Annotated in this window: 18 protein-coding genes; all 18 read left to right on the top strand. The window is 60.3% G+C overall.

The annotated features are described in order from the left end of the window. Positions 1-47 precede the first annotated feature (47 nt). The 18 genes from ABV589_RS22830 to ABV589_RS22915 all read left to right on the top strand — a co-directional run bounded on the left by ABV589_RS22830 (position 48) and on the right by ABV589_RS22915 (position 19,485). Positions 48-782, top strand: coding sequence for a cephalosporin hydroxylase family protein (locus ABV589_RS22830; protein WP_367083816.1), 735 nt, complete (start codon positions 48-50; stop codon positions 780-782). Between the two features lie 55 nt (positions 783-837). Further along, entirely contained in the window at positions 838-3,753 is a 2,916-nt protein-coding gene (locus ABV589_RS22835) for a TIGR00180 family glycosyltransferase (RefSeq protein ID WP_367083818.1), read from the top strand. A 30-nt stretch (positions 3,754-3,783) separates the two neighbouring features. Beyond that, positions 3,784-4,785 carry a UDP-N-acetylglucosamine 4,6-dehydratase (inverting) gene (gene pseB / locus ABV589_RS22840; RefSeq protein WP_367083820.1) on the top strand — a complete coding sequence of 334 codons (1,002 nt, stop codon included), beginning with the start codon at positions 3,784-3,786 and terminating at the stop codon, positions 4,783-4,785. Then, positions 4,782-5,939 (top strand): UDP-4-amino-4,6-dideoxy-N-acetyl-beta-L-altrosamine transaminase, encoded by a 1,158-nt coding sequence (gene pseC, locus ABV589_RS22845; RefSeq protein WP_367083822.1) that lies wholly within the window; start codon positions 4,782-4,784, stop codon positions 5,937-5,939. The genes pseB and pseC overlap by 4 nt, the downstream gene beginning before the upstream one ends. A gap of 31 nt (positions 5,940-5,970) precedes the next feature. Continuing rightward, the gene (locus ABV589_RS22850; RefSeq protein WP_367083823.1) at positions 5,971-6,591 is read left to right on the top strand and encodes a pseudaminic acid biosynthesis-associated methylase; all 621 of its coding nucleotides are present in this window, start codon (positions 5,971-5,973) and stop codon (positions 6,589-6,591) included. Continuing rightward, entirely contained in the window at positions 6,588-7,283 is a 696-nt protein-coding gene (gene pseF, locus ABV589_RS22855) for a pseudaminic acid cytidylyltransferase (protein WP_367083825.1), read from the top strand. The genes ABV589_RS22850 and pseF overlap by 4 nt, the downstream gene beginning before the upstream one ends. Beyond that, the gene (pseG, locus tag ABV589_RS22860) at positions 7,280-8,785 is read left to right on the top strand and encodes a UDP-2,4-diacetamido-2,4,6-trideoxy-beta-L-altropyranose hydrolase (RefSeq protein WP_367083827.1); all 1,506 of its coding nucleotides are present in this window, start codon (positions 7,280-7,282) and stop codon (positions 8,783-8,785) included. Before pseF ends, pseG begins: the two co-directional genes overlap by 4 nt. Then, positions 8,778-9,830, top strand: a complete 1,053-nt coding sequence (gene pseI / locus ABV589_RS22865) for a pseudaminic acid synthase (protein WP_367083829.1) — start codon at positions 8,778-8,780, stop codon at positions 9,828-9,830. The genes pseG and pseI overlap by 8 nt, the downstream gene beginning before the upstream one ends. Before the next feature lie 226 nt (positions 9,831-10,056). After that, complete coding sequence (locus ABV589_RS22870; RefSeq protein ID WP_367083831.1) at positions 10,057-10,983, top strand: ketoacyl-ACP synthase III; 927 nt, start codon at positions 10,057-10,059, stop codon at positions 10,981-10,983. A gap of 86 nt (positions 10,984-11,069) precedes the next feature. After that, the gene (locus ABV589_RS22875) at positions 11,070-12,359 is read left to right on the top strand and encodes a 6-hydroxymethylpterin diphosphokinase MptE-like protein (protein WP_367083833.1); all 1,290 of its coding nucleotides are present in this window, start codon (positions 11,070-11,072) and stop codon (positions 12,357-12,359) included. Continuing rightward, the gene (locus tag ABV589_RS22880) at positions 12,356-12,628 is read left to right on the top strand and encodes a hypothetical protein (RefSeq protein ID WP_367083835.1); all 273 of its coding nucleotides are present in this window, start codon (positions 12,356-12,358) and stop codon (positions 12,626-12,628) included. Before ABV589_RS22875 ends, ABV589_RS22880 begins: the two co-directional genes overlap by 4 nt. A gap of 237 nt (positions 12,629-12,865) precedes the next feature. Next, positions 12,866-13,717, top strand: coding sequence for a flagellin domain-containing protein (locus tag ABV589_RS22885; RefSeq protein WP_367083837.1), 852 nt, complete (start codon positions 12,866-12,868; stop codon positions 13,715-13,717). A 73-nt stretch (positions 13,718-13,790) separates the two neighbouring features. Continuing rightward, a complete protein-coding gene (locus ABV589_RS22890) occupies positions 13,791-14,147 on the top strand; it encodes a flagellar protein FlaG (protein ID WP_367083839.1) in 357 nt (118 codons plus the stop codon). A gap of 83 nt (positions 14,148-14,230) precedes the next feature. Continuing rightward, positions 14,231-15,685 (top strand): flagellar filament capping protein FliD, encoded by a 1,455-nt coding sequence (fliD, locus tag ABV589_RS22895; protein WP_367083841.1) that lies wholly within the window; start codon positions 14,231-14,233, stop codon positions 15,683-15,685. A gap of 130 nt (positions 15,686-15,815) precedes the next feature. After that, a complete protein-coding gene (gene fliS, locus ABV589_RS22900) occupies positions 15,816-16,211 on the top strand; it encodes a flagellar export chaperone FliS (RefSeq protein WP_007966231.1) in 396 nt (131 codons plus the stop codon). Between the two features lie 10 nt (positions 16,212-16,221). Next, positions 16,222-16,518, top strand: a complete 297-nt coding sequence (locus ABV589_RS22905; RefSeq protein WP_007966233.1) for a hypothetical protein — start codon at positions 16,222-16,224, stop codon at positions 16,516-16,518. 172 nt (positions 16,519-16,690) lie between these two features. After that, positions 16,691-18,166, top strand: a complete 1,476-nt coding sequence (locus ABV589_RS22910; RefSeq protein WP_003222863.1) for a sigma-54 dependent transcriptional regulator — start codon at positions 16,691-16,693, stop codon at positions 18,164-18,166. A 125-nt stretch (positions 18,167-18,291) separates the two neighbouring features. Beyond that, positions 18,292-19,485, top strand: a complete 1,194-nt coding sequence (locus ABV589_RS22915) for an ATP-binding protein (protein WP_367086224.1) — start codon at positions 18,292-18,294, stop codon at positions 19,483-19,485.

Below are 19,485 nucleotides of genomic sequence, written 5' to 3' on the forward strand. Positions count from 1 at the left end.
CCGTTTGGCAGCGCGACTAACAAATGACTTTTCAGAGAGACCGGACAATGAGCGATAACGTAATCAAAGCTTTCGAGGCGGAGTGCCACGCCGAAGTCAACGCCCAGGGCCAGGACAAGGACCTGAAGGCGCTGGCCCAGGAGTTCTACAACCAGTCGGCCAGACACAAGTACACCTATCACTTCTCGTGGATGGGCCGTCCGATCATTCAATTGCCACAAGACATGATGGCGATGCAGGAACTGATCTGGCGCATCAAGCCTGACCTGGTGATCGAGTGTGGCATTGCCCATGGCGGTTCGATCATTTACTACGCCTCGTTGCTGGAGCTGCAGGGCCACGGCGAAGTGCTGGGTATCGATCGCGACATTCGTGCGCACAACCGCGAAGCCATCGAAAGCCACCCGATGATCAAGCGCATCAGCATGATCGAAGGCTCCAGCCTGGATCCGGCAGTGGTCGAGCAAGTGCGTCAGGCCGCCGCCGGCAAGAAGGTGATCGTGGTGCTCGACTCCAACCATACCCACGAACACGTCCTCGAAGAGCTGCGTTTGTATGCGCCACTGGTTTCGCTGGACAGCTACTGCGTGGTCATGGACACCGTGGTTGAAGACATGCCGGCCGATGCCTTCCCGGATCGTCCATGGGGCCCGGGTGACAACCCGAAAACAGCGGTCTGGGCCTACCTCAAGGAGAACGCTGATTTCGAGATCGACCAGCACATGCAGGACAAGCTGCTGATCACCGTTGCTGCGGATGGCTATCTGCGTCGGGTTCGTTAATCGGTTCCATCATCAAAGCGTTTTTCGGGCGGTTTCGCCGATTGTGGGAGAAGTTATGCAAGGCAAGTACGGTACTGAAAACAGGCTGCCATTGAGCGAGTTGCTGACGGTGGTTCTGATCACCCACAACCGCCCGGCTTTTTTGCGTCGAGCGCTGCAGTACTACAGCAGCCTGCCTTGCAAGGTGCTGGTGCTGGACTCTTCTCCCGAGCGCCCGGAAGGTGACTTTTCCTCGGTCGATTATCAGCACCTGCCGCAATTCGCCTATTGGGGCATGCAGGCCAAACTGACCTATGGCGTCGAGCAGTTGACCACGCCGTATATGGTGTTCGCTGCCGACGACGATTTCATCCTGCATGAGTCACTGGCCGAGTCGGTGAGCTTCCTTGAAGCCAACCGCGACTACGGTTTGTGCCACGGCTATTGCCTGATGTACCTGGCGCTGGCCGGGAGTGTCAGTTACTACCGCCGCGACAAGAAAATCTGTGAAGACTACGCCTCGGAACGTGCCGAGGATCGCGTCCTCGACTTCATGCATCAGTACGTACCGCCGTTCTATGGTGTGTGCCGAACCTCGATCATCCAGGACTGGTATGCGGCATTGCCGGCGGGCACCAGTTTCGAATGGCAGGAGATTGGTCACAGCTACTACCTGCTGGCGAACGCCAAGGCGCGGGTGCTGCCAATCCCGTATGTCGTACGCGAAATCAACGTCGGTTTCTCCGACCACAACACCGAGGTGTATCACGCGCTGTCGTACACCGATGCCAAATCGGTGGCCGAGCGTGAAGCCTTCGCCGAATTCCTCGCCTCGCTGCCGACGGGCATCACCGACCTCGACCAGGCGCAGCGCAAGGCGTTCGCCCTGGAAAGCTTCGCGGCGATGACCGATAGCCTGGTGACCGGTCGCGCACTGACGGCCGAGCTGATTTTCCAGTCCATCTGGAACAACGTATCCAAAACCCCGGAGCGCCGCTTCGGGCCACTGCAGTACGTCGAGATGCCGTTCTACAACCAGCGCTTTTTTGATTTGCTGGCCGAGTTTGAATTCCTGTTGCACGCGATGCCGGCTGGCCGTGTGCAACTGGAACAGCTCGAGGGTGTCTGGACCCGCCAGGAATACCTGCAGCAGGCCCGCAATAACGACACGCCGGAAAGCGTGCTCGATCGGTTGTGGCAGGCCCATGACAGCAATGCGTTCAACCGTCGTGTGGTCAAGCGTCTGGTCGAGCAACTGCAGGCGTCCGGCGATGACACACAAGCTCAGGAAATGGCTGCCTGGGACGCGCGTCTCGAGACGGTGTCGAAGGCCGATCACTACCCGGTCTTCAGCAAGATGCGTTCGGGTCGTCTGCTCGAATGGCTGGCGTGCCGTACGCCGGACGCCGAGCAGCGAGCGTTGGTTGCCGCGCACCTGGCGGCGAACAACGGCGGGCCACAGTTCGGCATTTTCCTGCTGGACCTGGACAACGACGTCGACCAGTTGCAAGTGACCCTCGACAGCCTGGTTGAAGGCCACAGTAAAGCCTTCAAGATCGTGGTCTTCACCACGGGCGAACCGCAGGCTGCGACCACGGCGCAGAACACCTTGCACTTTGTCCGCGTCACCCCGGGCAATTTCGTCGACAAGCTCAACCTGAGTGCGGCCCAGTCGCCATGCGACTGGCTGCTGTTGGCACAAGTGGGCGATGAGTTCACGGCGGGTGGCCTGCTGCGTGCCGGCCTGGAATTGATGTCGGCCACTGGCCTTCGCGCGGTCGCCACCGATGAAATCCAGCGCAATGATGAGGGCGCGCTGATCGACGTGTTCCGCCCCGGCTTCAATCTCGACTTGCTGCAGAGCAACCCGTCGTTGATGGCCCGCCATTGGCTGATTCGTCGTGACGTGTTCCTTGAGGCGGGCGGTTACCAGGCTGATTTCAGCAAGGCGTTGGAGTTCGACCTGCTCTTGCGTCTGATTGAGCAGGGCGGTCTTGAGGGGCTGGCGCATCTTGACGAGCCACTGCTGATTACCCAGGTTCCGGTGCAAGAAGAGGTGGCCCACGAGCGTCAGGCGCTGCTGCGTCATTTGACCCATCGCGGCTACAAGGCCAAGGTCACGTCGTCGCTGCCGGGGACCTGGCAAGTCGATTATCGCCATACCGAACAGCCGCTGGTGTCGATCATTGTACCGGCCATCGACGATCTGCCGGCACTGCGTCGCTGCGTGGAAGGCGTGTTGCTCAGAACCCGTTACAGCCGTTATGAAGTGCTGATTGCGGCCAATCCGAATCAGTCGGCCGAGGTCAATGACTGGCTGGGCGCGCTGCGTAACCCTAAAGTCAATGTGCTGCGTGCCGATCAGCCGCTCGGCGAGACGGCGTTGTACAACGCCGCCAGCGAACAGGCGCAGGGTGAATACCTGGTACTGCTGGCCACTGACAGCGAAATCGTCAATCCGAACTGGATCGATTCGTTGCTCAACCATGCCCAGCGTCCCGAGGTCGGTATCGTCGGTGCCAAACTGGTCGACCGCGACGGCAAGGTTTCTCAGGCCGGTTTGATTCTCGGGATGAACGGCGGCGTCGGCTCGGCCTTCATCGGCGAAAAACATGCGGCTGCGGGTTACATGCAGCGTCTGGCGGTCGAGCAGAACTACTCGGCGGTGTCGAAGGTGTGTCTGATGGTGCGCAAAGAGTTGTTCGACGCACTGGGCGGTCTGGACGAAGTCGATTTCGCCAGCGGTTTCAGCGATGTCGACCTGTGCCTCAAGGCCGGGCAGGCGGGCTACCTCATCGTATGGACGCCGTCGGTGCAGGTACTGCATACCGGCGAGCTGCCGCAAGCACCCGAGGCGCTGCAGGTTTTGCGGGAGAAATGGAGCGGCGCCTTCGCGCAGGATCCGGCTTACAACGCGAACCTGGCCCTCACCGGCAAAGGTTTTACGCTGGCTGAAAATACCTCGATCGACTGGTCGCAGTTACTCGCTTGAGTCCGTCGGACAAGGAACAGGAATCAGCACATGTTCAACGGTAAATCGATCTTCATCTCCGGCGGCACCGGCTCGTTCGGGCGCAAGTTCATCGCCCGTCTGCTTGAGCAATACCAGCCCAAGCGCGTGGTGGTGTTCTCCCGCGATGAGCTCAAGCAGTACGAAATGCAGCAGACGTTCAACGCGCCGTGCATGCGTTACTTCCTTGGTGACGTGCGCGACGCCGACCGTCTGCGGCAGGCCATGCGCGGCATCGACTACGTGGTGCACGCGGCGGCGCTCAAGCAGGTGCCGGCGGCGGAGTACAACCCGACCGAGTGCATCCGCACCAACGTCAATGGCGCGGAGAACATCATCGCCGCCGCCATCGACAACGGTGTGAAAAAGGTCGTGGCGCTGTCCACCGACAAGGCCGCCAGCCCGATCAACCTGTACGGCGCGACCAAGCTGCTGTCGGACAAGTTGTTCGTCGCCGCCAACAACATTGCCGGCGAACAACAAACGCGTTTTGCCGTGGTGCGCTACGGCAACGTGGCGGGCTCGCGGGGTTCGGTGGTGCCGTTCTTCAGCACGCTGATCGCCGACGGCGCGCAGGAATTGCCGATCACCGACGAGCGCATGACCCGCTTCTGGATCACCCTCGATCACGGCGTACAGTTTGTTCTCGACAGCTTTGCGCGGATGCACGGCGGCGAAGTGTTCGTGCCGAAGATCCCGTCGATTCGCATCGTCGATCTGGCGCGGGGCATGGCCGAACATCTGCCGCACAAGAACGTCGGTATTCGTCCCGGTGAAAAACTGCATGAACTGATGGTGCCGCTGGACGATGCGCGGATGACCCTGGAATTCGCAGACCACTACACCATCCAGCCTTCCATCCGCTTTACCAGCGTCGATGTCGATTTCTCCGTGGACAAGCTCGGCGAACGTGGCCGGCCGGTAAGTGAGGATTTCGAATACCGCTCCGACACCAATCCGCACTACCTCTCGGTCGGGCAGATCGCCGAGCTGCATGCGAAGTTGTCGGCATGATTCCCTACGGTCGGCAGAGCGTTGATCAGGCGGACATCGATGCAGTGGTCGAGGTGCTGCAATCGGACTGGCTGACCCAGGGCCCGACCATCCAGCGCTTCGAGCAGGCGATGGCCGAGCGTTGCCAGGCCGACTTCGCGGTGGCGGTGTGCAACGCCACCGCGGCGCTGCACATTGCCTGCCTCGCGGCCGGCCTAGGCCCGGGCGATCGCTTGTGGACCACGCCGAACACCTTTCTGGCCTCGGCCAACTGCGGGCGCTATTGCGGCGCCGACGTCGATTTCGTCGACATCGATCCGCTGACCTGGAACCTCGATGCCTTCGCCCTCGCGGCGAAACTCGATCAGGCCGAGCAGGACGGCACGTTGCCGAAAGTACTGGTGGCGGTGGCGTTCTCCGGGCAGAGCTGCGACCTGCGCAAGATTGCCGAACTCGCCGAGCGCTACAACTTCACCGTGATCGAAGATGCCTCGCACGCAGTGGGCGCCAGCTACGCGGGGCGCCCGGTGGGTTGCGGGGAATTTGCGGCGATGACCGTGTTCAGTTTTCACCCGGTGAAGATCATCACCAGCGCCGAAGGCGGCATGGTCCTGACCAATCGCCCGCAACTGGCGGAGCGTCTGCAACGCCTGCGCAGCCACGGCATGACCCGCGATCCGCAGCAGATGAGCGAACCCAGCCACGGCCCGTGGTATTACCAGCAGATCGAGCTGGGCTTCAATTACCGGATCACCGATTTGCAGGCGGCGCTCGGTCTGTCGCAATTGGCCAAACTGGACGGCTTCATCGCCCGTCGCCGCGAACTGGCGGCGCGCTACGAGCGGTTGCTGGCGTATCTGCCGCTGACCTTGCCCAGCGCGCAGCCGGAGGCAGAATCGGCGTGGCATCTGTATGTGGTGCGCCTGCAGACCGAGCGCATCGGCCTGAGCCACCGTCAGATGTTCGAAGGCTTGCGTGCCGCCGGTATCGGCGTGAACCTGCACTATATTCCTGTGCATTTGCAGCCGTACTATCGCGACCTGGGTTTTGCCGAAGGCGATTTCCCCGAAGCCGAACGTTATTACGCCGAGGCGATCAGCCTGCCGCTGTATCCGCTGCTCAGTGATGAGCAGCAGGATCATGTGGTCGAGCAATTGCGCCGGCTGACCGAATAAATCCCGCTGCGGCGGCGAATGAGACTGTGCAATGCGTGATCTGAGTGAGCAGGAAAAATTCTGGCAGGGCGATTTCGGCAACCAGTACGTCGATCGCAACATCGGTCAGCCGCTGGTCGCGGCCAACCTGGCGTTGTTCGCCAAGGCCCTGAGCCGCGCCGGGCGCATCGACAGTGTGGTTGAGCTGGGCACCAATGCCGGCAACAACCTGCAGGCGCTGCATCAGTTGCTGCCGCACAGTGAATTGTTCGGCGTCGAGATCAATGAAAGCGCTTGCGCGCAGGCGCGGGCACTGGGCATCGCGCAGATCTGGCACGGCTCGCTGTTCGACTTCCCCCGCGAGCGCAGCTACGACCTGACCCTGAGCAAAGGCGTGCTGATCCATCTGGCGCCGGAGCTGCTGCCGACTGCCTACGCGCAGTTGTATGCGTTGAGCCAGCGCTACATTCTGATCGCCGAATACTACAATCCGGCGCCGGTGGAAGTGTCCTATCGCGGCAACAGCGGCAAGCTGTTCAAGCGCGATTTCGCCGGAGAAATGCTCGACCGGTATACCGATCTGCGCTTGCTCGATTACGGCTTTGGTTATCACCGTGATCCGCAGTTTCCGGTGGACGACATCACCTGGTTCCTGCTGGAAAAACGTCCTTGAACAGCGTCGCAATCATCCCGGCCCGTGGCGGCAGCAAGCGCATCCCGCGCAAGAACCTGTTGCCGTTCGACGGCGTGCCGATGATCGTTCGCTCGATCCGTACGGCGCTCGACAGTGGCCTGTTCGAACAGGTCGTGGTCAGTACCGACGATGCCGAAATTGCCGAACTGGCGTTGGCCCATGGTGCGCAAGTGCCATTCCTGCGCCCGGCTGAACTGGCGGATGATTTCACCGGCACCGCGGCGGTGATCGAGCATGCCTTGCAGCAACTGCCGGCCTTCGATTACGCCTGCTGCGTGTACGCCACCGCACCGTTGTTGCAGGCGCGCTTTCTGCGGCAAGGATTTGAGCTGCTGCAGCAGCACCCGGACAAAGCCTTTGCGTTCTCCGTGTGCAGCTTTGGTTTCCCGGCGCAGCGGGCGCTGACGCTGGACGGGCAGGGCGCATTGACGGCGTTGTACCCGGAGTTTCGCCAAACCCGCTCGCAGGATCTGCCCGAAGCCTTTCAGGACGCCGGCCAGTTCTACTGGGGCCGTAGCGAAGCGTGGTTGCGCGGTGAGGTACTGTATTCGCCCGCAAGCCTGCCGGTGATACTGCCGCGGCATCTGGTGCAGGACATCGACACGTTGCAAGACTGGAAACGCGCCGAATACCTGTACGCCGCGCTCAAGGCCGGCGGAGAACTGCAATGAGAGTGCTGATCCGCGCTGACGCTTCGCCGACCATCGGCAGTGGCCACATTGCCCGCTGCCTGACGCTGGCGCGAGTGCTGCGCAAACAGGGCAGTCATGTCGCGTTTGCCTGTCGGCGGTTGCCGGGGCATCGGCTCGATGCCTTGGCCGCCGAAGGTTTCGAGACCTTCACCTTGCCTGACGTCTACCCCGACGAAGACCCGCAGCAAGCCATCGAATCGATGCTGCCGTGGCAGGCGGACATCGAGGCGCTGGACGCCTTGCTGGCAGGTCACGCTGCATTCGACTGGATCATTGCCGACCACTACGGCCTCGATCATCAGTGGCAGACCGCCGCCCGCCGCTGGGCGCCTCGGATCGCGGCGGTGGACGATCTCGCCACCCGGCATTACAGCGTCGATCTGCTGCTCAATCAGAACTTGTCTGGCCTCAGCGAGGACTACGCGCCGCTGCTGCCCGAAGGCTGCCGCACCTTGCTCGGCCCGCGCTACGCCATGCTGCGCGAAGAATTCGTCTGCTCGGCCATCGAGATCAAACCAAGGGCCCGCCGGGTGCTGGTAAATTTTGGTGGTTTCGACGCGGCGATGCAGACCCATCACGCGATGTTGGCCCTGAAGGACTTCACCGAACTGGAAGTGGATTTCGTCGCCGGTGCAGACAATCCGGCATGGGCGCAAATGCAGGCGCTGGCCGCAACCAGGCCGCACTGGCGCCTGCACAGTTTTGTCAGCGATTTCCAGCAACGCATGACGGAGGCCGATCTGTTTATCGGCGCCGGTGGCGGTACCAGTTGGGAACGCGCGGCCCTCGGTCTGCCGACGATCTGCATCGCGGTTTCGAACAATCAGCAGGCCAACGGCGAAGTCATGGCGGCGGCCGGTGCGCATGTGTTCATGGGTGCCCGCGAGCAGGTCAGCGTCGAACAACTGCGCGACGCCATCGGTTTTGTCGTCGACAATGTCTATCTGCGCCAGAGTCTGGCCGAGCGCTCACGGCAACTGGTCGACGGGCGCGGTGCGTTGCGCGTGGCGGCGGCGCTGGCCGGCGCGGTGCTCACGTTGCGTCCGGCGACCCTCGATGATGCGCAATTACTGTTCGACGGGCGCAATGCCGAGGCTGTGCGGCGCTGGTCACTGGACACTGGCGCAATCGAATGGCCGCAGCACCTGAACTGGCTCAATGCGAGCCTGCGCAACCCGCAGCGTCTGCTGTTGATTGCCGAGGCCGATGACGGCGCGGTCGGCGTCTTGCGTTATGACTTGCGTGGATTCGAGGCTGAAGTGTCGCTGTATCTGCTGGGCGGGCGTTTCGGTCTGGGCTGGGGCAGGGCGCTGCTGGCGCGAGGTGAGGCGTTCGTTCGCGCGCACTGGCCGCAGTTGAGCGCGATTAGCGCTCAGGTTCTGCCGGATAATCGTCCCTCTTTGAATGTATTTCGTGACGCCGGATTCACCCAGAGTGCCTGCGCGTTCACCCAGGTTTTGAAGGATCACCGCGATGAGTAGTTTCAAGATTGGCGAGCGCCTGATCGGTGCCGATGCGCCGCCGTTCATCATTGCCGAAATGAGCGGCAACCATAACCAGTCGCTCGAGGTGGCTCTGCAGATTGTCGAGGCCGCCGCCAAGGCTGGCGCGCATGCCTTGAAATTGCAGACCTACACCGCGCAGACCATGACCCTGGATCTGGCCGAGGGCGAGTTTTTCATCAAGGACCCGAACAGCCTGTGGGCCGGTACTTCGCTCTACGACCTGTATGAGAAAGCTCATACCCCATGGGAGTGGCACGCGCCGATTTTCGCCCGGGCCAAAGAACTGGGGATGCTCGCGTTCTCGACGCCGTTCGATGACACGGCGGTGGACTTTCTCGAGAGCCTTGATGTGCCGGCCTACAAGATCGCCAGTTTCGAAAACACCGACCTGCCATTGATCCGCCGTGTGGCCGCGACCGGCAAACCGCTGATCATCTCCACCGGCATGGCCAGCATCGCCGAGCTCGACGAAACCGTGCGCGCCGCCCGCGAGGCAGGGTGCAAGGATCTGGTCTTGCTCAAGTGCACCAGCACTTACCCGGCAACCCCGCTCAACAGCAATGTGCGTACGATCCCGCACCTGCGTGAACTGTTCGGTTGCGAGGTGGGGCTGTCCGATCACTCCATGGGGGTTGGCGTGTCCGTGGCCGCTGTGGCACTCGGCGCGACGGTGGTGGAAAAGCACTTTACCCTCGACCGTTCGGCGGGCGGGGTCGATGCCAGTTTCTCGCTGGAACCTGCGGAGCTGGCCAGTCTGGTGGTGGAAACCGAACGCGCCTGGCAGGCCATGGGCCAGGTGCATTACGGCGTCACCGAGGCCGAGCGCAAGTCGCTGGTCTATCGCCGTTCGCTGTACGTCACTGCCGACATGGCGGCCGGTGAGCCCTTTTCCGGGGACAATCTGCGCGCCATTCGCCCGGGTCTCGGTCTGCCGCCCAAGCACACCGATGCCGTCCTCGGTCGCCGCGCTCGTCAGGCGATCAAACGTGGCACGCCGCTGGACTGGTCGTTGGTCGAATAACCCGATCTGCAACCGATTCGGCAAAATAGCGTGACCTGCGAGTCATAACGCGCATCTTCACTGTATTGTATTGACCGGGGAGATGGCGCCTGGCCGTGTATCGGTTCCAGTGATAGCCCTTTGCGCTCCCCGTGGCTGCCCTTTGTGGCGGCCGTTTTCTGTTTGTCGGCGCCCCTCGAATCCTTGCGAGCGGTGGTTTTGGGCTGTTTTTTATTGGGAAGCCGTAATGATTGGCATAAAAAGCATTGCGAGCTACGTTCCTGTAGCCGGCGTGGACAATTACGCACAAGGTGCAAAATTCGAGAAGGATGAAGAGTTCATCCTCGGCAAAATCGGTTCGGCCTTCCTGCCGCGCAAAGACGCTGAACAGGAAACCTCCGATCTGTGCGTGGAAGCGGCCAATGCGCTGTTTGCCAGCAACCCTGAACTGAAGCGTGAATCGATCGACGCACTGATCGTCGTCACCCAGAACGGTGACGAAGAAGGTCTGCCGCACACCGCTGCCATCGTCCAGGACAAACTCGGTCTGCCGACTAATGTTGCGGCGTTCGACATTTCTCTGGGCTGCTCCGGTTACGTCTACGGCATCTACGCGATCAAGGGCTTCATGGAAGCCGCCGGCCTGAAGAACGGCCTGCTGATCACCGCTGACCCGTATTCGAAAATCGTCGACCCGGAAGACCGCAACACCACCATGCTCTTCGGCGATGCCGCCACTGCCACCTGGATGGGCGAAGACCCGGCCTGGGCACTGGGCAAGGCCAAGTTCGGCACCGACGGTTCCGGCGCACCGCACCTGAAAGTCACCGATGGCGTGTTCTTCATGAACGGGCGTCAGGTGTTCAACTTCGCGCTGCTCAAAGTCCCGGCGCACTTGCACGAATTGCTCGACGACTCCGGCCTCAACGCTGACGACATCGACGCCTTCTGCATTCACCAGGGCAGTGCGGCGATTGTCGATGCGGTGGCGCGGCGTTTCGAAGGCGAGCCGGAGAAGTTCATCAAGGACATGGTCGAGACCGGCAATACCGTGTCGTCGAGCATCCCGCTGCTGCTGGAAAAACACGTGCTCAATTCCGACTGGCAGCGCATTGCCCTGAGCGGGTTCGGCGTTGGTCTGTCGTGGGGCTCGGCGATCATCTATCGCCCTTGAGCCCGGTCAAAAACGGCGGATACAAAAATAGCGTTCAAGGTTACCCTTGAACGCTATTTTTTTGCCCGAACGAAACGCGAGGCGTCATGAGCGAGTTTTTCCAACCCAATGCCCAGGTCATCCAGCAACGCTGGCCGGCGTTGTTCGAGCGGTTGCTGGCGGAAGACGGCTCAGTCGTTCAAGCCGAACTGGTGCAGGGCATGGGCTCGACGCTCAGCGTTAATGGCATTCAACTGACCAGCCGCCACGACCGGGTCCACGAAGCCCGCATCCAGGCGGCCAGCCTGGTGGAAAAACCGCAGCTGCACGTGTATGGCACTGGCCTCGGTGATCTGCCAGCGGTGCTGCTGGAGCGCGCTGGCCTTGAGCAGTTGTACGTGCATATCCTCAATGGCGCGTTGTTCGCGCTGGTGCTGCAACTGCTTGATCAACGGCAATGGCTGGAAGATCCGCGTGTGCAGCTGTTCTATGCCGGTGATCTGTCAGACATCTGCACACCGTTTTTCGCCCTGCCGGCGGAGATGCTGCTGGCTGATGACTTCAACGCGAAGATCCGCGATCGGCTGGTCAGCGAAGTGCACCTGAGCTTCAACAATCGTGAGTTCGATCCACACTTGCCGTTCATTCAACAGCGCTTGCAGGACTGCCTGCCGGTGTTGCTGGGCGATGACGATGTGGCGCAGTTGTTCGGCAGCGCCAATGGCCGGGAGATCTATGTGATCGGCACCGGGCCGACCCTGGAAGGGCATTTCCAGCGTCTGGCGGCGGTGCACGCGCAGGCTGAACGTCCATTGTTGGTGTGCGTCGATACCGCTTACCGGCCGCTGCGTGAACACGGCATCGTCCCGGATCTGGTGGTCACCATCGATCAGCGCATCAGCTTCCGGCATTTGCCGTTCGAGGACTCCGCTGGCATCCCGCTGGTGTATCTGCCCATGAGCGATCCTGTGGTGCTGACCGCCTGGAAGGGCAAGCGCTACGGCGGTTACTCGGCCAGTCCGGTGTACTCCGCGTTGTGTGAGCAATACCCGCGCGGGCAATTGCATGTCGGTGGCAGCGTGATTCATCCGGCGGTGGACCTGGCGGTGAAGATGGGCGCGTCGCGCATTACCCTGTTCGGTGCTGACTTCGCGTTCCCGATGAACAAGACCCATGCCGGCTGGAACGACGGCGATCTGGGGCCGGGGGTTGATCAGGCGCGGCACTGGGTGCAGGACGGCCATGGCCAGCGGGTCAGCACCCAGCTGAATTTTCGCGGCTATCTGTGTGTGCTGGAGCGCTATATCGCCGCGCATCCGCAGGTGCAGTTCTTCAACAGCAGTCGCGCGGGCGCATTGATTGCCGGGACGCAGTTCAATCAGGAGTTTGTGCAATGACCACGATTGAGCAGTGCGTCGACGAGTGCCGGCAGTGCGCCGGGCTGTTTCGGCTCGGGCGGGATGTCGAGGCGGCGCTGGATATGGTCGATGTGTTCGGAGGCGCGCAGCAGTTGCTGATAGCTGCGCCTGCGCCGATTCAGCAGGACTGGGCCTTTGTACTCACGCACATGCTCGATTGTCAGGAGCGTCAGGACTGGTTGGGGCTGGCTGACTGGATGGAGTACGAGTTGATCGAAGTGTTGCAAAAAGCACGATCGGCAACGTGAGCGACCGCACTGGCCCGCGGCTTTAGGTGGGGGTCGGTTTTATGGCGTCATTTTTTCGCAGGTGGGAGGGCGCTAAGCCCTTGTTTTCTCGGGGGTGGCAGGGTGATGGCAAATTTTTTTCAAAAAACCCTCAAGCAACTTGCCAACCCGACGATAACTATTACGAAGGTTCTCTAGGCCATTCCAGGCGGTTGCCAGGGCCGGAAGCCGCAGTACCCAACCAACGAGGAATTCGTCATGGCTTTAACAGTAAACACCAACACCACGTCGCTGAACGTTCAAAAGAACCTGAACCGTGCTTCCGACGCTCTGTCGACTTCGATGCAGCGCCTGTCTTCCGGCCTGAAAATCAACAGCGCTAAAGACGACGCTGCCGGCCTGCAGATCTCCACTCGTATGCAATCGCAAATCCGTGGTGGCAACCAGGCTATCCAGAACGCCAACGACGGTATCTCCGTTGCCCAGACCGCTGAAGGCGCTCTGCAAGCTACTACCGACATCCTGCAGCGTATGCGTGAACTGGCTGTTAAAGCACGTACCGGCACCAACGGCACTGCTGACCAGAAAGCGACCAACCTTGAATTCGCCGACATGTCCGACGAAATCAGCCGTATCGCTGCTTCCACCAACCTGAACGGCAAAAACCTGCTGGACGGTTCGGCTGGTACTGTGACTCTGCAAGTTGGTGCTAACACCGGTACTGCCAACCACATCGACCTGGTACTGAGCTCCAAGTTCGACGCCGTCAGCCTGTCCGTGGACAAAGGTACTCTGGCTCTGACCGGTACTGACGCTGCAAACGCCGGTAGCAACATCGACGCCGCCATCACCGCAATCGACGCTGCTATCGCTGCGATCGGTGATACCCGTGCCAGCCTGGGTGCTTCGCAAAACCGTCTGACCAGCACCATCTCCAACCTGCAGAACATCGTTGAGAACACCACTGCTGCACAGGGTCGTGTACAAGACACCGACTTCGCCGCAGAAACTGCTAACCTGACCAAGCAGCAAACTCTGCAGCAGGCTTCGACCTCCGTTCTGGCTCAAGCCAACCAACTGCCTTCCGCTGTACTGAAGCTGCTTCAGTAATTTCGGAATGAGTTCGGGCGGGGGAGTGCGCTAGTCGTGCTCTCTCGCCTTTTTACGTTAGGAGGTGATGAGCATGGACATGAGCGTGAAGCTTAACCAGTCTTATCCGGCTCCCAAGCCAGTAACGCCGGTTGCTGACAAACCGTCAGAGACGCCTGAAGTCAGCAAGTTGCAAGCGCCGGTCGCTGCCAAGAGTCAGGATACGGACGATGCCAAGTTGAAGCTGGCGGTGCAGGAGATCGAAAAGTTTGTTCAGTCGATCAAGCGCAATCTGGAGTTCTCCATCGACGAACATTCCGGAAAGGTCATCGTCAAGGTGATCGCAAGCGAGACGGGTGAGGTCGTTCGACAGATCCCCTCCGCAGAAGCCCTCAAGCTGGCAGACAGCCTCGCCAACGCGAGCCACGTATTGTTCGACGCCAAAGTCTGAGAGCTGGCATGAATAGTGTTTGTCTTTCTTTAATGACGCCGGGAAGGGTCAAAAGAACGGCAGCAAACTGAAGGGAGATGCACATGGCAAGTCCAATTTTACCGGGTTCGGGCCTGGGTTCCGGCCTGGACATCGGTGCGATCGTTACTGCGCTGGTCAACGCCGACAAGTCGCCGAAGCAGACGCAAATCGATACTGCGACCAAAGCCAATACGCTGAAGATTTCCGGCATCGGTTCGTTGAAGAGCGCGCTGACGGCGTTCCAGACGGCAATGACCAATCTGAGCAGCAAAACCAACCCTGCGTTTGCCGGCTTCACCGCCACTTCGGCCAATACGTCGGTTCTGAACGCCACTGCCGACAGCACCGCAGTAGCGGGAAGCTACAACGTAGTCGTGAGTCAGCTGGCCACCGGTTCGAAAATCGCCAGTGCCTCTTTCGCCGGCGGCGCCTCCAGTGCCATTCCGAGTGGTACCCTGAAAATCAGTCAGAATGGCACTGATTACAATGTCGACATCCCGGCCGATGCCACCTTGCAGAGCACCCGTGATGCGATCAACAAGGCTCAGGGTGCCAACGGTATTTCCGCCAACATCGTGACCGACGCCAATGGTGCTTCGCGTCTGGTGATCAGTTCGAGCAAGACCGGCGAAGGTTCCGACCTCACCGTCAGCGGTATTGCCGGTCTGGAAATTGATGGCACCAAGGCAATGAGCGGCACTCCGGCGGCAGGTGATTCAGGCGCCGTCAACGGCGTTGCAAAAAATGCCCTGTTGACCATTGACGGCCTTCAGGTAAGTAGCAAAAGCAATACGGTAACCGGCGCAATCAGTGGCCTGACCCTGAATCTGACGACGGTCAGCGCTAACGCGAACTCTCCGACTGTTGTCAGCGTAGATGCCAACACCAAAGGCTTGCAGACATCGATTCAGTCGTTTGTCGACGCTTACAACACGCTGAAGACCACCATTGATACGTTGTCCAAGGCGACGCCGGACGCCGATGGCAAGCTGACCGTGCAAGCGGCCTTCACTGGCGACGCGATGCCGCGCGCGCTGATTGCCGACGTGCGTGCCGAGTTGACGGCCAAGGGCGCTGGCGGTCCGTTGGCCGTACTGTCCCAGCTGGGCGTAATGACCGATCGCAACACCGGTAACCTGACATTTGATACCACGGCTTTCAACAAAACCATGGCTCAGCCAGGCATGACTGGCCAGGTTCAGCAATTGTTCACCGGCACCGATGACACCAACGGTCTGCTGGCGCGCATGACCAAGGCAACGGACCCGTACCTCAAGCCGGCGGCAGGTGATATCACCGGCAGCGGTCTGCTTGATCAGCGCATGGCCATCCTGAACAAAAACACGCGCAATCTTACCGATCAGCAGACGGCTCTGGATGTACGTGTTGCCAACCTGACCAAGACGTTGACTGCCAAATACAACGCCATGGACTTGCTGGTCGGGCAGATGAAGGCCACGGCGAGCAACATCACGTCGTTCTTCAGCACGCTGAACGCTCAGCAATCCGCGAAGTAACAGGCAAGAACGACAAAAACCCGGCTACGCTTTATCGGCGTGCGCCGGGTTTTTGTCTTTTGATCTAAAGTTCTGTGGCTCGTTGGCGATACACTGGTTATACGAGTCAATGTGGCAAATGAGGTAGAACATGAATCCAATGTTAGCCCTTCGGCAATACCAGAAAGTCGGCGCGCACGCCCAGACATCCGAGGCGAGCCCGCACCGTCTGGTACAAATGTTGATGGAAGGCGGTCTGGAGCGCATCGCTCAGGCCAAGGGCGCTATCGAGCGCAAGGATATTCCCGCCAAGTGCACGGCCATCAGTAAAGCCGTTGGCATCATTGGTGGGCTGTGTGAAGGCCTGGATCTGGAAAACAGTGCTGATTCGGTAGGTGAGCTCAACCAGCTTTACATCTACATGATGAAGCGACTCGCTGAGGCCAACGTCAAGAGCGATCCGAAAATCCTCGACGAAGTTGCCGGCCTGCTGCGCACCGTAAAGGAAGGCTGGGACGGCATCGCTCCGCCAGGTCCCCAGTTTTAAGGAGAGCACCATGAGTCTTGTATTGCAGCGAATCGCCGATACCCGTGAAGCCTTGGTCAGTGCGCTGGCCGAACGCAACTGGGAAGCCATTGGCGAGCTGGATCTGGCTTGCCGTTCCTGCATGGAAGACGTCATGGCCGAGGCCTCGCTGGATGAGGAGGCCTTGCGCAGTAACCTTGAGGAGTTGCTCCATGTTTACAAGGAGCTTCTGGAGGCGGCCATGGGTGAGCGGCAGGCGATAGCCAACGAGATGTCGCAGATCACCCAAGCGCAAAAGGCGGCAAAGGTTTACCATCTGTTTGGTTAATTAACCCCCAGTTAATCCAGACATGTGCGCCATAAATTTGACTGTGCACGGTTTTTTGACTTAACTAGTGGCTGTTTTCAGATTTCAGGCGTCTACAGGCACAAGGTGTCCTGCAAGCGTCTCGCTTGCCCCATTTTTCGGGCATTGAGTTGACTAGGGAAGTTGCTATTGCATGTGGCGTGAAACCAAAATTCTGCTGATCGATGACGATAGCGTCCGCCGCCGCGACCTGGCGGTGATTTTAAATTTTCTCGGCGAAGAAAATTTACCCTGCGGCAGCCATGACTGGCAGCAGGCTGTCGGCTCTTTGTCATCAAGTCGTGAAGTCATCTGTGTACTGATCGGGACGGTAAATGCTCCGGGTGCACTTTTGGGCTTGTTAAAGACACTCTCGACGTGGGATGAGTTCCTTCCGGTTTTGCTGATGGGCGATAATTCTTCCGTCGACCTGCCGGAAGACCAGCGCCGCCGGGTGCTTTCGACCCTGGAAATGCCGCCCAGCTACAGCAAACTGCTCGACTCCCTGCACCGTGCCCAGGTCTATCGCGAGATGTACGACCAGGCCCGCGAGCGTGGCCGTCATCGCGAGCCGAACCTGTTCCGCAGCCTGGTCGGCACCAGCCGGGCGATTCAGCACGTCCGGCAGATGATGCAGCAAGTGGCCGATACCGACGCCAGCGTGCTGATCCTCGGCGAGTCCGGCACCGGCAAGGAAGTGGTTGCGCGCAACCTGCATTACCACTCCAAGCGTCGCGACGCGCCGTTCGTGCCAGTCAACTGCGGGGCGATCCCGGCAGAACTGCTGGAAAGCGAACTGTTCGGCCACGAGAAGGGCGCCTTCACCGGCGCGATCACCAGCCGTGCCGGGCGTTTCGAACTGGCCAACGGCGGCACGCTGTTCCTCGATGAAATCGGCGACATGCCGCTGCCGATGCAGGTCAAATTGCTGCGCGTGCTGCAGGAGCGCACCTTCGAACGCGTGGGCAGCAACAAGACCCAGAGCGTCGACGTGCGCATCATTGCCGCGACCCACAAGAATCTCGAAAGCATGATCGAGATCGGCACCTTCCGCGAAGACCTCTACTATCGCCTGAACGTGTTCCCGATCGAGATGGCGCCGCTGCGTGAGCGCGTCGAAGACATTCCGCTGCTGATGAACGAACTGATCTCGCGCATGGAACACGAAAAGCGCGGCTCGATCCGTTTCAACTCGGCGGCGATCATGTCGCTGTGCCGTCACGGCTGGCCGGGCAACGTCCGCGAACTGGCCAACCTGGTGGAGCGCATGGCGATCATGCATCCGTACGGGGTGATCGGCGTGGTCGAGTTGCCGAAGAAATTCCGCTACGTCGACGACGAAGACGAGCAGATGGTCGACAGCCTGCGCAGCGATCTCGAAGAGCGCGTGGCGATCAACGGTCATACGCCGGACTTCACCGCCAACGCGATGCTGCCGCCGGAAGGCCTGGACCTCAAAGACTACCTCGGCGGTCTGGAGCAGGGTCTGATCCAGCAGGCGCTGGACGATGCCAATGGCATTGTGGCGCGTGCCGCCGAACGTCTGCGTATTCGTCGCACCACACTGGTGGAGAAGATGCGCAAGTACGGCATGAGCCGGCGCGAAGGTGATGAACAGGCGGATGATTGACGCCTGTTTTTCAACACCTTCATTTATAAGCAGTTTTTTTTAGGCACGGGTATTGCTACAGCCCTCGCAACGTTCCGTTTAACTGACGGTCAGCCAAGCGAGAGAACACAATGCCCCACGCCCAGATGTCATCTGCCTCCAATGTCGAGGGGCAACCGTCGTCCGTAGAGCAGACGAGCCGCCTGGGGCTTGAGCAGGCGTTCGCACTGTTCAATCAGATGTCCAGCCAGTTGACCGATTCCTACAGCATGCTTGAAGCCCGGGTCACCGAGCTCAAGGGTGAGCTGGCGGTAGTCAGTGCCCAGCGCATGCAGGAGCTGGCAGAAAAAGAACGCTTGGCCAATCGCCTGCAAAACCTCCTTGATCTGTTGCCCGGTGGCGTCATCGTGATTGACGGCCACGGCATGGTTCGCGAAGCCAATCCGGCGGCGATCGACCTGTTGGGGCTGCCGCTGGAAGGCGAATTGTGGCGCCATGTCATCGCGCGTTGCTTTGCCCCGCGTGAAGACGACGGTCATGAAATCTCTCTGAAAAACGGTCGACGCCTGTCGATCGCCACCCGCTCGCTGGATGCCGAGCCGGGGCAGTTGGTGCTGCTCAACGACCTGACAGAAACCCGCCACCTTCAAGCTCAATTGGCGCGCCATGAGCGCCTGTCGTCGCTGGGGCGCATGGTCGCCTCGCTGGCCCATCAGATCCGCACGCCGTTGTCCGCCGCGTTGCTTTACGCCAGTCATTTGACCGAGCAGGAACTGCCCGTCGCCACCCAGCAGCGCTTCGCCGGTCGTCTCAAGGAGCGCCTGCATGAGCTGGAGCATCAGGTGCGCGACATGCTGGTGTTCGCCCGTGGCGAGCTGCCGCTGACCGACCGGGTCACCCCGAATGCGTTGATGCAGTCGCTGCAAGCAGCGGCGCTGACCCATGTGCAGGATTTGCCCATTCGCTGGCAGTGCGACAGTCATGTCGGCGAATTGCTGTGCAACCGCGACACCCTGGTCGGGGCGATTCTCAATCTGATCGAAAACGCAATTCAGGCCAGCGACGGCAATGTGCGCCTGAAAGTGCATTGCTACACCCGCGACAACAGCTTGCGCCTGTGCGTCAGCGACAGCGGCAGCGGCATTGATCCGCTAGTGCTGGAGCGTCTCGGCGAGCCGTTTTTTACCACCAAAGTGACCGGCACCGGGCTAGGCCTGACCGTGGTCAAGGCAGTGGCGCGGGCACATCAGGGAGAATTGCAGCTGCGTTCGCGGGTCGGGCGTGGCACGTGCGCGCAGGTGATCCTGCCGCTGTTTTCCGCTGTACAGGGAGCTGAGTAA

Source organism: Pseudomonas sp. HOU2, from assembly GCF_040729435.1.
Taxonomy (GTDB): domain Bacteria; phylum Pseudomonadota; class Gammaproteobacteria; order Pseudomonadales; family Pseudomonadaceae; genus Aquipseudomonas.

Coding starts and splice junctions, on each gene's coding strand:
- ABV589_RS22830 (WP_367083816.1), top strand. CDS start 48: ATGAGCGATAACGTAATCAAAGCTTTCGAGGCGGAGTGCCACGCCGAA.
- ABV589_RS22835 (WP_367083818.1), top strand. CDS start 838: ATGCAAGGCAAGTACGGTACTGAAAACAGGCTGCCATTGAGCGAGTTG.
- pseB (WP_367083820.1), top strand. CDS start 3,784: ATGTTCAACGGTAAATCGATCTTCATCTCCGGCGGCACCGGCTCGTTC.
- pseC (WP_367083822.1), top strand. CDS start 4,782: ATGATTCCCTACGGTCGGCAGAGCGTTGATCAGGCGGACATCGATGCA.
- ABV589_RS22850 (WP_367083823.1), top strand. CDS start 5,971: ATGCGTGATCTGAGTGAGCAGGAAAAATTCTGGCAGGGCGATTTCGGC.
- pseG (WP_367083827.1), top strand. CDS start 7,280: ATGAGAGTGCTGATCCGCGCTGACGCTTCGCCGACCATCGGCAGTGGC.
- pseI (WP_367083829.1), top strand. CDS start 8,778: ATGAGTAGTTTCAAGATTGGCGAGCGCCTGATCGGTGCCGATGCGCCG.
- ABV589_RS22870 (WP_367083831.1), top strand. CDS start 10,057: ATGATTGGCATAAAAAGCATTGCGAGCTACGTTCCTGTAGCCGGCGTG.
- ABV589_RS22875 (WP_367083833.1), top strand. CDS start 11,070: ATGAGCGAGTTTTTCCAACCCAATGCCCAGGTCATCCAGCAACGCTGG.
- ABV589_RS22880 (WP_367083835.1), top strand. CDS start 12,356: ATGACCACGATTGAGCAGTGCGTCGACGAGTGCCGGCAGTGCGCCGGG.
- ABV589_RS22885 (WP_367083837.1), top strand. CDS start 12,866: ATGGCTTTAACAGTAAACACCAACACCACGTCGCTGAACGTTCAAAAG.
- ABV589_RS22890 (WP_367083839.1), top strand. CDS start 13,791: ATGGACATGAGCGTGAAGCTTAACCAGTCTTATCCGGCTCCCAAGCCA.
- fliD (WP_367083841.1), top strand. CDS start 14,231: ATGGCAAGTCCAATTTTACCGGGTTCGGGCCTGGGTTCCGGCCTGGAC.
- fliS (WP_007966231.1), top strand. CDS start 15,816: ATGAATCCAATGTTAGCCCTTCGGCAATACCAGAAAGTCGGCGCGCAC.
- ABV589_RS22905 (WP_007966233.1), top strand. CDS start 16,222: ATGAGTCTTGTATTGCAGCGAATCGCCGATACCCGTGAAGCCTTGGTC.
- ABV589_RS22910 (WP_003222863.1), top strand. CDS start 16,691: ATGTGGCGTGAAACCAAAATTCTGCTGATCGATGACGATAGCGTCCGC.
- ABV589_RS22915 (WP_367086224.1), top strand. CDS start 18,292: ATGTCATCTGCCTCCAATGTCGAGGGGCAACCGTCGTCCGTAGAGCAG.